Raw genomic sequence first — 12,743 nt, forward strand, 5'->3', positions numbered from 1 at the left:
TAGCACCTGACTGTTAATCAGGTTGTCGCAGGTTCGAGTCCTGCCTTCGGAGCCACGGCCCGTTGGTCAAGTGGTTAAGACACCGCCCTTTCACGGCGGTAACACGGGTTCGAATCCCGTACGGGTCATCAAGCATGTAGCACAGATGTGTGTTACATGCTTTTTTCTATATGTAGATGTTCAACCAAGACTATAAAACCATTAAAAGGTTCTGTAGCTTTTTTATGGTGAACATAGGACAGTATAAATGCTTTAGCTCATTTCAAGGTCCTGTTCCATTTATCAATCACATGTTTCACCCACTAATAAATTTGAACAAACTATTTCATATATGCAATATGTATGTTTTTTCAACAGCTATTTTCATGGTGCTTGCCGTATCGTTGCTCTAATATGAGGGTAAGTGGAGGAATCGATATGAGTATACAGGAGATAGAGCAATTCTTAAGTCAATATCAGAAAGAACAAAATAAATCAGATCTTTGGTTAGAGAATAGATTGCAAGAGATTAAGAGTGAAGGTGAATATTACCCCACAACAGAGGAACTAGTTTTTGGAGCACGTGTCGCATGGCGTAATAGTAACAAATGTATTGGACGCTTGTTTTGGCAGTCATTGCATGTAGTAGACGCACGAGATCTTTTAGACGAAGAGGATATTTTTCGAAAATTACTAGAGCATATCGAGTATGCAACAAATAGTGGGAAAATCCGCCCTACAATAACCGTGTTTGCCTCAGATCGAGTACGGATTTGGAATCACCAACTTATCCGTTATGCGGGCTATGAAACGGAATTCGGTGTTATAGGTGATTCTCATTCTGTTGCGTTTACACAAGTATGTGAAACGCTAGGCTGGAAAAGTGAGAGAACAGCTTTTGATGTGTTACCACTTGTTATACAAGTAGATGGGCGAGCTCCAAGGCTGTTTACAATTCCAGCAGAATATATTTTAGAGGTGCCAATCCGCCATCCAGAGGAAGCTGAAATAGAAAAATTAGAGATGAAATGGTATGCTGTACCCATTATCTCGAGTATGCGTTTTCGAATGGCAGGCATTGATTACCAAGCTGCTCCTTTTAATGGTTGGTATATGGGGACAGAAATTGGAGCACGTAATTTAGCTGATCATGACCGCTATAATATGCTACCAGCTATTGCTGAGATTTTTAATCTTGATACAACCAAACAAGCTTCTCTTTGGCGTGATCGTGCATTAGTGGAGCTTAATATAGCAGTTCTCCATTCCTTTAAAGAAGATGGGGTAAGCATTGTCGATCATCATACAGCGGCTCAGCAGTTTAAATTGTTTGAGGAAGCAGAGCTATCGGCTGAACGGGAAGTTACAGGCAACTGGACATGGTTAATTCCACCGCTTTCACCTGCAACAACGCATATTTTCCATAAGCCCTATGTAAATGTCTATCATACACCAAATTATTTTTATCAAAAACCATGCTATTAACAATAGAAGACTCTTCAATTTCCTATCAGTAAATTTATCAATTAATTGTATTTTAAGAAGAGGGTGATCCACTATGTTGGAGCAGCAAATTCCAGATATCCCGTGGCAACAATTGACCACACCTTATGGAAGAGGTGCAGCCATTCCGCAGCTGATTGAAGAGGAAAATTACCGACAACTAGCTGAGTTAATTGAACATCAAGGTACACTTTGGCAGGTGACACCATGGGTTTTGTTAATCCTTTTAAAAAAGCTGGGTAGTCAAGATAGGGAGGATGTCTCCTTACAAGAAATTGAACTTTATTTAGCCGTCGCTCAGGCGATTACTGTGGATTATTTAGAGCCAACACAAACTGTTCAACCCATGCAGAAGCTGCTAGATAGAAACTACTTATGGACAGAAAATGAAGAGGATGACGATCAAGAGTGGGAAAGAGAAACGCCGACGGGCTATGAGCAGACAGCATTTTTAAGCTATTATTATTTCAGCTATCTACTCTTACAAGAGGCTATCCCTAGTTTAACGGCTATTACAGTGCACAATAACGAAGCAGCAGACCGTCTTGCGGAACTGCTAAGGTTATTAGAGCAGCTGAATAAATAGGTTGATAAAAAAGCAGATGAGAAACATATGCCATTTCCCATCTGCTCCAATTTAATGGACATATTCATCTTTAGAAGCTCTCATTGAGCAGAAGAAAAGTACCATTGCCACAACTACAAAAAGCCAGCCAGCAATATCCCAGCCACCGAATAAATCATGCAAGTAGCCAAAAAGAATAGGACCAATTGCGGCAAATAAATACCCTAAAGATTGTGCAAAGCCTGATAAATCTGCTGCTTCAAAGGCAGTACGGGTGCGAAGGGTGAAAAACATCATGGCTAATGCGAATGAAGAACCACCTGCTAATCCTAGAAGGACCATCCAAAGTACTCCAAGGCTTGTCCATTCCATTACAACACCAACAAAGCCTACTAAATAGAACGACGTAAACATCAGTACAAGAGGTCGCTGTGAAGTCATTTTACTAGCAATAATAGGCACAGCTAATGCCATTGGAACTTGAGAGAATTGCATAATAGAAAACATCCAGCCAGCCTTATCAGGAGCTAATCCTTGGGCAATATAGATTTCTGGAATCCAAGCTGCAGTCGTGTAGAATAATAAAGACTGTAAACCCATTGCGCCTGTGACGGCCCACGTAACAGGTGATTTCCATAGTGGTGGACCTGACTTTTTAGATGAGGTAGTTGGTTCAGGTTTATTTGATTTTAATTGAGGTATCCAAATTAAAATCGTAACGACAACAAGTACAAGAGCAATGGCCAAAGCCCCTTGCCAGCCTAATGATGAATTAGCTATTGGATAGCTAATACCTGCGCCAAGGCCAGCAGTTAAATTCATGGACATGGTGAAGAAGGCCATCAGTAAGCCTACATGGTATGGAAATTTCAATTTTAGTAATCCTGGAATGAGTACATTTCCAAAAGATATTGCTACGCCAATTAGCATAGTACCAAATATAAGTAATCCTGTTGTTCCAAGTGAGCGTAGAACTATCCCTAAGGCCAATAGAATAGTGGATAAAAATAAAGTAAGCTCAAGCCCTAGTTTGCGTGCTACGATAGGTGCAAAAGGCGATATGATGGCAAAAGCAAGCAATGGAATAGTTGTTAGAAAGCCTGCTAATACATTAGAGATACCAAGATCATCACGGATAAAGGATATGATTGGACCAACAACAGTTAATGGCATTCGTAATGTAGAGGCAATAAAAATAACCCCAAAGACTAAAAGTAATGTTGTTCCTTTCCAGCTAATTTTTTTACTTGGATAACTAGCGGAATGATCATTTGTAGTCAAAATAACTCCCCCCTGTTATTAACCATTCTAATTGAACTACTATAACACTTTATCACACTATTAAAAATAGTAGAAGATTCATAAAATACAGAACATTTTCCGTGTTGTTGAAATGTCTATGGTCTTATGTTAGTATAATAATTATCATAAATTTAATAATTATATGCCTCATGTTTGTATTGAGGTAGAGGTCGCGATATTTATAAGTATGCTAATTGAAATGACAAGCATTGATGAGATTAGCTGAAAGGAAATATTGCCGAAGTGTGAGGGGACTTGAAAACCTCATGCTGGGGCTGTCTCCGAAAGGAACAGAACTGTCACGTTTGTACAACGTGTTGAGCTATCATTTAGGAAAAACTGAGGATTAACTTAGCCATCACATTGTTCATGTGATGGCATTTTTTTGCCTCATAAATAGGAAGGAAGCTATATCGTGAGTGAAATAAAAGTAAATCAGCTCGGTCATAACGAACCAAAGCTGAAAAAAGAATTAAAAAGCCGTCATATTACAATGATTTCTTTAGGCGGTACAATTGGTACGGGGCTATTTTTAGCTAGTGGTGGTGCCATTGCACAAGCAGGGCCAGGAGGCGCATTGCTTGCCTATGCCTTAATTGGTGTTATGGTGTACTTCCTAATGACGAGCTTAGGAGAGATGGCTGCTTATATGCCATCATCAGGTTCATTTAGTACGTATGCAACAAAATTCGTAGATCCAGCACTAGGCTTCGCTTTAGGTTGGAACTATTGGTATAACTGGGCAATTACGATTGCAGCAGAAATTGCAGCAGTGTCTTTAATAATGAAATATTGGTTCCCAGATAGCTCATCAGCACTTTGGACAGTATTATTTATTGCTGTTGTGCTAACGTTTAATTTACTTTCTGTAAAGAGCTATGGTGAAAGTGAATATTGGTTTGCTATGATTAAAGTAGCAACGGTCATTGTTTTTATTATTATTAGTTTATTAATGATTTTTGGTATTTTAGGCGGTCAGGCACCTGTAGGCTTCACAAATTTCTTTATTAGTGATGGGCCATTCCATGGGGGCTTCCTTGCTACCTTTGGTATTTTCCTGGCTGCAGGGTTTTCATTCCAAGGAACAGAGCTTCTAGGTATAACAGCTGGTGAAACTGATAATCCAGGTAAAAATATTCCGAAAGCTGTAAAATCCGTATTCTGGCGTATTCTTTTATTCTATATTTTAGCAATTGGTGCAATAGGAATGCTGATTCCTTTCACAGATGAGCGCTTATTATCAGAAGATATTGCAGTATCACCATTTACATTAGTGTTTGATCGCTTAGGTATCGCCTTTGCTGCGTCGTTAATGAACGCTATTATTTTAACGGCTATGCTATCAGCAGGTAACTCAGGGCTTTATGCATCATCTCGTATGTTATGGCAATTAGCGGTGGATGGTCATGCGCCTAAAATCTTTACAAAGCTTAGTCGCCGTGGTATTCCAATTTACGCGCTACTAGCAACATTAGCTGTAGGCTGTTTAGCATTTTTAGCGTCATTTTTCGGTGACGGTGTGGTGTATATCTGGCTATTAAATGCCTCTGGAATGTCTGGCTTTATTGCATGGCTTGGCATTGCATTTAGTCATTATCGTTTCCGTCGTGCATTCGACGCACAGGGCTTAGATCCAAAGCTATTACCTTATAAAGCAAAATTGTATCCATTCGGACCACTATTCGCCTTTACAGTTTGTATGATTGTGGTCATTGGACAAAATTACACAGCCTTTACAGGAGACAAAATCGATTGGTACGGTATTCTAGTTTCTTATATTGGAATTCCATTTTTCTTACTATTATGGTTAGGCTATAAAATTAAACATAAAACAAAAATGCTTCCACTTAATGAGTGTGATTTAAAAGTGGAGGATTAAATAGAAAAGCTGTTCTGTATACCGTTGTATGACGGTTGATAGGACGGCTTTTTTATATTTGGGCGTTAAATTTATTTCTTAATCTATATCATATATATGGTAATATACTATAGATGTGGAAAGTCATACTAATGGCTTTTTAGTTAGGAAGAGGTGCATGAAAATGCAAAAACATATTTTACTAGTTGAAGATGATGAGGCTATTCGTGAAATGGTAGAAAACTTTTTACTATTGGAAGGCTTCGGTGTTACGACTGCAAAGAATGGAGAAGAGGCATTACAGTATTGTTTAAACCATTCATTTGATTTAGTTATCTTAGATATTATGATTCCTAAACTTAATGGATTAGAAGTACTAAAAATAATTCGAGAACAAGCAGCGCTTCCTATCATCATTATGTCAGCAAAGGATAGTGATGTAGATAAAGCTTTAGGGTTAGGCTTAGGTGCAGATGATTATATTGCTAAACCATTTTCTATGCTAGAGTTTTCTGCTCGCGTAAAAGCCGTTATTAGACGAGCAACCAAATATTCTAGTCAAGTGGATAACAAACAAGATGTAGTAGTGATCGATAATTTAACGATAAATATGATTAACTTTTCTGTAGATAAAGATGGACAAGAAGTGAAACTAACATCTAAGGAATTTGCCATTTTAAAATTGCTTGTAACAAATCGCCAGCGAGTTTTTACTAAGGAGCAAATTTATCAGACAATATGGAAAGATACTTACTACGGTGATGAAAATATTATTAATGTACATATAAGAAGACTTCGCGAAAAAATTGAAGATGATCCGTCTAATCCTCATTATATAAAAACGCTGTGGGGAATTGGCTATAAGTTTGAGGGATAAAATATGACGTTATGTCTATTACTAATTATTTTGTTGCTGGCGGGTATTATTCTTTATCAAAGAAAAGTAAAAAAAGAACAAGATGATACAATCCAATACATGCATGAAAAAATACAAGCAATTGTTAATAAACCAACTAATGAAAAGGTTTTAGTTGCTACGACAAATCCAGAAATTCAGCAATTACTGATTACAATAAATGCCTTATTGGATGACAAGCAAAAGGTTCTTGCTACACATCGAAAAATGGAAGATTCAATGAAAAAGATGTTGGCAAATATTTCACATGATCTTAAAACACCTTTAACAGTTGTATTAGGCTATATTGAAATACTTCAGCTTCAAAGTTCAATTAGTGAGGAAGAGCGACAGCGATTACTCACTGGTGTTCATGCTAAAACATTAGAAGTATTAAAAATCATTCATACATTTTTTGATCTGGCAAAATTAGAGGCAGGAGATGCAAATTATCCAATCACGAAAATCAATGTTTGTGAAATATGCCGAAAAAATATTTTATCCTTTTACGATATGGTCACATCGGTGGGATTAAATATCAATATTTCAATCCCCGAACTTCCTATGTATGCCCTTGGTAATGAAGAAGCGTTAGATAGAGTTCTAAACAATCTATTATCAAATGCTATAGCTTATGGAGCGGATGGCAATGTGATTGGCTTAACCGTAAGAAATGATGAGACAAACATTTATATTGATGTGTGGGATCAAGGCAAGGGCATTGATGAATATCATATCGATACTGTTTTTGAAAGAATGTATACACTAGAAGACTCTCGAAATAAATCCTTCCAGGGAAGCGGCCTAGGTCTAACCATTACAAAGCGTCTTGTGGAAATAATGGATGGTTCCATCCAGCTATCAAGTATTCCTTATAAAAAGACCATTTTTACAATTGCTTTAAAACGAATGATGTATTGAATTCACACTGCCTGTAGAGCTTTCAATGCTTTACAGGCTTTTATTTTGCTCTTAAGAAATTTGTAAGAATCAAGTAATTAATTAGAGAGGTTCATTTTTTATAATGAAACTAGCCACAATTGAGGGAGAGATTTACATGACATACATTGTAAAAACAAATCAGCTTACGAAAGTGTACGATGGTAAAGAAGTGGTATCCACTGTCAATATGAACGTCAAAAAGGGAGAGATTTATGGATTTTTAGGTCCAAATGGTGCAGGTAAAACCACTGTCATGAAGATGCTAACAAATCTGACGAAGCCAACAAGCGGGGATGTAGAAATATTTGGCGAAAAGCTGACGGATCGATCCTATGAAGTACTAAAAAGAATGGGAACGATTATTGAGTATCCTATTTTCTATGAAAAATTGACGGCTAAGGAGACCTTAGAACTGCATTGCGAATATATGGGGTATTACGATAAAAAAGAAATTGCTCATGTTCTAAATTTAGTAAAATTATCAAATACAGAAGAGAAGCGTGTAAAAGACTTTTCTCTAGGGATGAAACAGAGACTAGGCATTGCACGTGCCATTATAACAAAGCCAGAACTTCTTATTTTAGATGAACCAATTAATGGATTAGATCCTGTAGGGATTAAAGAGTTGAGAGAGCTCTTCAAAATGCTCTGTAAGGAGTATGGTATTACGATTATCATCTCCAGCCATATATTAGGGGAAATTGAACAATTGGCTGATACAATAGGTGTCATTAAGGATGGTAGGCTACTCACGGAAGTTACAATGGAAACAATTAATCGTAATCAAGCAGATTATATTGAAGTCATTGTCAATGATGGCAAGAAGGCAGCTTTTATTTTAGAAAGTGTATTGAAGATTGCTAATTTTAAGCTGATGGATGACAACTCTATTCGAGTTTATGATTCGACAGTATCCCAAAAGAGCCTAACAAAAACATTAATTGAACATGACATCGAAATTGAAGAGATAAGCAAAAAAACAAGCTCACTTGAGGATTATTTCCTAAAATTAATCAATGGAGGAGTTGTCCATGCTTAATTTAATGCGTTTAGAAATGAAAAAGTATCATTTAGGCTCATACGTTAAGGGGGCTATTATTGCTAATTTTATTATTCTTGGATTTCTATTTTTGGTAGTAGGTATTTCCAAAGTGGAGGGGGACCAAGACCTTGAAAATTACCAGGTTGCTTTAAGTGTCATTGAATCAATGATTAGAGTCGTCTTTAGTATTTTTGCTTCTACGTTAATAGCTAAGTTGATTATCGGAGAATATAAATTTAAGACCATCACCTTAGCTTTTATGTATCCTATAAGTAGAAAGAAATTAATCGTCGCGAAGCTTGCCATTGTAATGCTTTTTACGTTTAGTACGATCATCATTTCAAATGCTTTTATTACAACGGCTTTCTGTGTTATTAGTGATAAATTTGATTTGATTCCAAATGTACTATCAAGCTCATTAATCTTACAACACATTCCTTCCGTATTGATGAATGCGATTGCTGCCTCGGGTATAGCTTTAATCCCATTGTATTTCGGAATGAGAAAATACTCCATACCAGCAACTATTATTTCATCAATTATAATAGTATCTCTGACTTCGTCTAATACAGGTAACTTTACGTTAAACGATATTATTTTTATTCCTATTACTTTAGCAATTGTAGGTCTAGGCATTGCCTATTTAGCCATTAGAAATATTGAAAAGGTGGATGTTTAATCAAAAAAATACCAGGTACTCATTCTATCTACAGAGTACCTGGCTTTTTATTATCCAAATATTGTTTCCCACAGTAAGTAAATATTCAGCGTAACAACAATGACTACGACAAACCAACCCAAAATTGTTGTAATACGGTGATTAACTAGGCTACCCATGATGTCTCGTTTACTTGTAAACATAACAAGAGGGATAAGTGCAAAGGCAATACCAAATGATAAAACAACCTGACTAAGAACTAGAGCATAGGTTGCATTCACACCAGATGCAATGATTGCAAGTGGAGGTACCATGGTAATTGCTCTACGTAAATAAAGAGGTATTTTTCTTTGAATAAAGCCTTGCATGACTACATCACCGGCTAAAGTCCCTACAGAGGAGCTAGCAAGCCCTGCAATAAGTAAACCAAGACCAAAAGAAATGGCAGCCAATGGGCCAAGAGCCTCTTTTAAGCCGTTATAGGCAACATCTAAATCTTCAACTACAACGCCTTGTGTATGGAATACTGCTGCGGCGATAATAAGCATGCTCATATTAATAGCTCCAGCAATAATCATAGCGATGATAATATCAATAAATTCAAAACGGAAAATGCGTCTTTTTTCTTCTTCATTACGACCAATAATACGGCTTTGAGTTAATGAAGAATGTAAGTAAATAGCATGAGGCATGACGGTTGCACCTAAAATACCTGTTGCTAATAATAGTGAATCTACACCTTCAAAGTGTGGTGTGAACATGCCAATCGCCACATCGCCCCATGCTGGCTGCGCTAAAAATGTTTGGAAGGCAAATGCTAATACGACAATTAAAACCATACCAGAAATCCCCGCTTCAAAGGCTCTGAATCCTCGTCTTTGGAGTTCTAAAATAGCAAATGAGCCAGCCGCTGTAATCAATGCTGCTGGTAGCATTGGAATATTAAATAACAAATAAAGCCCTAAGGCTGCACCGATAAATTCAGCAAGGTCTGTGGCAATGATAACTAACTCTGCCTGAATCCAAAGGAATATAGAGGTTTTTTTAGAAAAATGCTCGCGTGCCACTTCAGGTAGGTTTTTTCCTGTCGCGATTCCAAGCTTTGCAGATAAGGATTGAATTAAAACAGCCATTAAATTGGAAAAGGCAATTACCCAAAGTAGCAAGTAGCCATATTGTGAGCCTGCTGTTATATTTGTGGCAAAATTTCCAGGGTCGATATAAGCTACGGCTGCAATGAAAGCGGGCCCTAAAAACGGTAAAAAGCGTCGCCAACCTTTTATATCTCCGTCTAAAACAGCCTCGGCTGGCGATTTTGTGACTCGTTTATAAACCATATTGTTCCCTCGTTTCAAAAAGTATCATTAACGAAATAAAGTTTCCTATAGGAAAATAAGATATTAGTATTCTAACGCTAGGAATAAAAAATGTGAAGTGGTTTGCATTATCTTTTGTTTAATAAGTATGGACAATTCTCATCATTTTCTAATTAGACTTTCACCGCTTGCATCGTTTACGATGAAAAGAAAAGGTGAAGGATGGATTCGACATGACCAATCGAATTTTAATTATAGAAGATGAAGAAAAAATTGGGCGAGTGCTACAGTTAGAGCTTCAATTTGAAGGCTATGAAGCAGTAATGGCTCATACAGGAACAGACGGTTTACTTCAATATCGTGAGCAGCAATGGGATTTAATCCTACTGGATGTCATGCTACCTGAGATGAGTGGTATTGACGTGCTAAAGCGAATTCGTGCAACAGAAACCCAAACACCTATTATTATGCTGACTGCCAAAAGTGAGGTGGAGGATAAAGTAAAGGGGCTAGATTTAGGCGCCAATGATTATGTGACAAAACCGTTTGAAATTGAGGAGCTGCTTGCGCGTATTCGCAATGCTTTACGTTTTTCACAAAAGGCTAGTCCAAAGCAAGCTGCTCTCACATTTGGACATTTATCTATAAACGAGCAAACAAGAGAAGTTGTATATTTTGATAAGGAGATTCAACTGACACCCCGAGAATATGATTTGTTGTTCTATTTACTAAAGCATCCAAAACAGGTACTGACAAGAGAGCAAATTCTAGAGGCTGTATGGGGCTATGATTATTATGGAGATACAAATGTTGTAGATGTTTATATTCGTTATGTCCGACAAAAGCTTGAAGCTGCTAATGCAAAGCCCATTATTCAAACGGTTCGTGGAGTTGGGTATGTGCTAAAGGAACATAGCTATGAGACTTAAAACAAAAATTCATTTACTAACAACGATGCTCATGCTTGTCATTTTAGTGGCAACTACTAATGGCATTTATTTTTTGTATGAGAAATTTGCCTATGATACGGAATACAATCAGCTCCAGTCACGGGCAAATGATTTAAGCTCTTCACTGAGTCAGTTAAATGCACAAACCAACCTCCAGCAAGTATTAAGGGCATATATGCCAACGGACGGTGCTGTCTATATTTATGATGGAGAGCGTTTGAAAACAAAGGTTCAGGCTACACTTGAAATGCCAGAGGTCCCTTCCATTACCTACACGATGCCTACCATTTGGATAGACGGAACAGTTGTAGACATAACATTACAGCAATCCATGGAAGAGGTAGAGCAGACATTAGACTTACTAAAGGTGATCTTAGTCGTTGTATCTATTATGGCAACGCTCCCCATTTTCTTAGCAAGCTTAGTACTTGGGCGCTTAATTTTATTACCACTAGAGCGTTTAAACATTACTATGCGTAAAAGTGCAGCGACAGGGAAATATGAAAAAATAGATATTCCTGAAAAGGGTGGAGACGAGTTAACAAACATTAATCGTACCTTTAATATGATGATGGAGAAGCTTGAACAGCATTATCAAAAGCAACAAGAGTTTGTTTCAAATGCTTCCCATGAGCTAAAAACGCCGATTACCGTTATTGAAAGCTATGCAAAATTACTCCTTCGAAGAGGCTTTGATAATCGTGAAGTTGCGCAAGAATCATTACAAGCGATCGCTAATGAATCGACTCGCATGCATGAGATGGTACTACAATTGCTAGAACTAGCTAAAAATAATGAGCATCTGGCTATTCATTTGGAACAGCTAGAGCTTGAACCATTCTTGCAGAAAGTTGCCTCACAAATGCAGCAGGCCTATCATCGAACATTTATAGTCGATGCGAAGCTTCCAAGATTTATTTATAGTGATGAAAAAATCTTGAAGCAACTACTTTTTATTTTGCTCGATAATGCTAGAAAGTATAGTGAGGATGAGGTGCGTATTCTTACAGCAGAAACAACCAATCATGCCTGCATTACCATCCAAGATTTTGGTATAGGTATTCCAGAGGAGCACTTACCTCATTTGTTTGAGCGTTTTTATCGGGTAACAGAGGATCGAAATCGTAAGACAGGTGGCTCTGGATTAGGGCTTGCGATAGCCCATGAGCTTGCAGAACAACTGGGCATAACCATTGATGTGAAAAGTACACTTGGAGAAGGAACAAGCTTTACCCTATGTATACCAAAGGAGGAGGAGCAATGAAAAAATGGGTTCTGATAATAATTGTTATTCTCCTTCTTTGTAGTGGAACGCTGTGGTTTATTCAGTATCGCTATTTTCATGTTGAACCACTTAGCAAGTCAGAGGCTATAAACCATATTGAAGCCATCTATAAAGCCCATGTTACGCAGGTGAAGAAACAAGGAGACATCTATGAAATGTTTTTTACACGTGACAATGTCAAGTATATAGCTATGCTAGATGCTAAAACACAACAGGTAACTGATTTAACAATAAAAGAAGGACAAACGAAGTTATTGTTAACTGAAAAGCAAATAAGTCAAATGGTAAAACAGAAATATGGTGATGTTGAAAGTATCAAGTTAACAGATACCACTTATACGGTACGTGTTGAGAAAGAAAACCAACAAAAAGATTTAACTGTCAATGCCTACTCGGGTGAAATAGTATCGGTGGAAAATGTTGAGCCGCATAAACCACCTGTAGAAGA

General features: G+C 37.4%; 12 protein-coding genes, 1 tRNA gene and 1 riboswitch. Of the genes, 11 read left to right on the forward strand and 2 right to left on the reverse strand.

All coding sequences use genetic code 11. The features are described 5' to 3' along the window. The first annotated feature begins 56 nt into the window (after positions 1–56). From RT445_RS20135 to RT445_RS20145, 3 genes are all read left to right on the forward strand, one after another. Positions 57–128: transfer RNA gene (locus RT445_RS20135), tRNA-Glu, on the forward strand. A 289-nt stretch (positions 129–417) separates the two neighbouring features. Continuing rightward, a complete protein-coding gene (locus RT445_RS20140) occupies positions 418–1,464 on the forward strand; it encodes a nitric oxide synthase oxygenase (protein ID WP_312507500.1) in 1,047 nt (348 codons plus the stop codon). A gap of 73 nt (positions 1,465–1,537) precedes the next feature. After that, complete coding sequence (locus tag RT445_RS20145; RefSeq protein ID WP_312507499.1) at positions 1,538–2,068, forward strand: TraB/GumN family protein; 531 nt, start codon at positions 1,538–1,540, stop codon at positions 2,066–2,068. Positions 2,069–2,119: 51 nt separating this feature from the next. On the opposite strand, the gene RT445_RS20150 is transcribed toward RT445_RS20145, so the two are convergent. Further along, complete coding sequence (locus tag RT445_RS20150) at positions 2,120–3,328, reverse strand: CynX/NimT family MFS transporter (protein WP_274795276.1); 1,209 nt, start codon at positions 3,326–3,328, stop codon at positions 2,120–2,122. Positions 3,329–3,505: 177 nt separating this feature from the next. Beyond that, positions 3,506–3,682: riboswitch (Lysine riboswitch) on the forward strand. Positions 3,683–3,764: 82 nt separating this feature from the next. On the opposite strand from RT445_RS20150, the gene RT445_RS20155 reads away from it, so the two are divergent. The 5 genes from RT445_RS20155 to RT445_RS20175 all read left to right on the forward strand — a co-directional run bounded on the left by RT445_RS20155 (position 3,765) and on the right by RT445_RS20175 (position 8,765). Then, positions 3,765–5,228 carry an amino acid permease gene (locus RT445_RS20155; RefSeq protein ID WP_312507498.1) on the forward strand — a complete coding sequence of 488 codons (1,464 nt, stop codon included), beginning with the start codon at positions 3,765–3,767 and terminating at the stop codon, positions 5,226–5,228. Positions 5,229–5,391: 163 nt separating this feature from the next. Further along, positions 5,392–6,084, forward strand: a complete 693-nt coding sequence (locus RT445_RS20160) for a response regulator transcription factor (protein ID WP_274795278.1) — start codon at positions 5,392–5,394, stop codon at positions 6,082–6,084. Between the two features lie 3 nt (positions 6,085–6,087). Next, positions 6,088–7,023, forward strand: coding sequence for a sensor histidine kinase (locus RT445_RS20165; RefSeq protein ID WP_312507497.1), 936 nt, complete (start codon positions 6,088–6,090; stop codon positions 7,021–7,023). A 136-nt stretch (positions 7,024–7,159) separates the two neighbouring features. Next, positions 7,160–8,083 (forward strand): ABC transporter ATP-binding protein, encoded by a 924-nt coding sequence (locus RT445_RS20170; RefSeq protein ID WP_274795280.1) that lies wholly within the window; start codon positions 7,160–7,162, stop codon positions 8,081–8,083. Next, positions 8,076–8,765, forward strand: a complete 690-nt coding sequence (locus RT445_RS20175; RefSeq protein ID WP_274795281.1) for an ABC transporter permease — start codon at positions 8,076–8,078, stop codon at positions 8,763–8,765. Before RT445_RS20170 ends, RT445_RS20175 begins: the two co-directional genes overlap by 8 nt. Before the next feature lie 50 nt (positions 8,766–8,815). Here the strand turns inward: RT445_RS20175 and RT445_RS20180 are convergent, their stop codons facing one another. Further along, the gene (locus tag RT445_RS20180) at positions 8,816–10,081 is read right to left on the reverse strand and encodes an Nramp family divalent metal transporter (RefSeq protein WP_312507496.1); all 1,266 of its coding nucleotides are present in this window, start codon (positions 10,079–10,081) and stop codon (positions 8,816–8,818) included. Positions 10,082–10,293: 212 nt separating this feature from the next. Between RT445_RS20180 and RT445_RS20185 the strand changes: the two genes are divergently transcribed. The 3 genes from RT445_RS20185 to RT445_RS20195 all read left to right on the forward strand — a co-directional run. Further along, positions 10,294–10,989 carry a response regulator transcription factor gene (locus RT445_RS20185; RefSeq protein ID WP_312507495.1) on the forward strand — a complete coding sequence of 232 codons (696 nt, stop codon included), beginning with the start codon at positions 10,294–10,296 and terminating at the stop codon, positions 10,987–10,989. Next, entirely contained in the window at positions 10,979–12,274 is a 1,296-nt protein-coding gene (locus tag RT445_RS20190; protein WP_312507494.1) for a sensor histidine kinase, read from the forward strand. Before RT445_RS20185 ends, RT445_RS20190 begins: the two co-directional genes overlap by 11 nt. Further along, a partial coding sequence (locus tag RT445_RS20195; RefSeq protein WP_313471416.1) for a PepSY domain-containing protein occupies positions 12,271–12,743 on the forward strand: 473 nt, incomplete at its 3' end. The genes RT445_RS20190 and RT445_RS20195, both read left to right, overlap by 4 nt.

Source organism: Lysinibacillus sp. (genome assembly GCF_032093475.1).
Lineage (GTDB): Bacteria > Bacillota > Bacilli > Bacillales_A > Planococcaceae > Lysinibacillus > Lysinibacillus irui.

Coding starts and splice junctions, on each gene's coding strand:
- RT445_RS20170 (WP_274795280.1), top strand. CDS start 7,160: ATGACATACATTGTAAAAACAAATCAGCTTACGAAAGTGTACGATGGT.
- RT445_RS20175 (WP_274795281.1), top strand. CDS start 8,076: ATGCTTAATTTAATGCGTTTAGAAATGAAAAAGTATCATTTAGGCTCA.
- RT445_RS20165 (WP_312507497.1), top strand. CDS start 6,088: ATGACGTTATGTCTATTACTAATTATTTTGTTGCTGGCGGGTATTATT.
- RT445_RS20185 (WP_312507495.1), top strand. CDS start 10,294: ATGACCAATCGAATTTTAATTATAGAAGATGAAGAAAAAATTGGGCGA.
- RT445_RS20140 (WP_312507500.1), top strand. CDS start 418: ATGAGTATACAGGAGATAGAGCAATTCTTAAGTCAATATCAGAAAGAA.
- RT445_RS20160 (WP_274795278.1), top strand. CDS start 5,392: ATGCAAAAACATATTTTACTAGTTGAAGATGATGAGGCTATTCGTGAA.
- RT445_RS20180 (WP_312507496.1), bottom strand. CDS start 10,081: ATGGTTTATAAACGAGTCACAAAATCGCCAGCCGAGGCTGTTTTAGAC.
- RT445_RS20190 (WP_312507494.1), top strand. CDS start 10,979: ATGAGACTTAAAACAAAAATTCATTTACTAACAACGATGCTCATGCTT.
- RT445_RS20145 (WP_312507499.1), top strand. CDS start 1,538: ATGTTGGAGCAGCAAATTCCAGATATCCCGTGGCAACAATTGACCACA.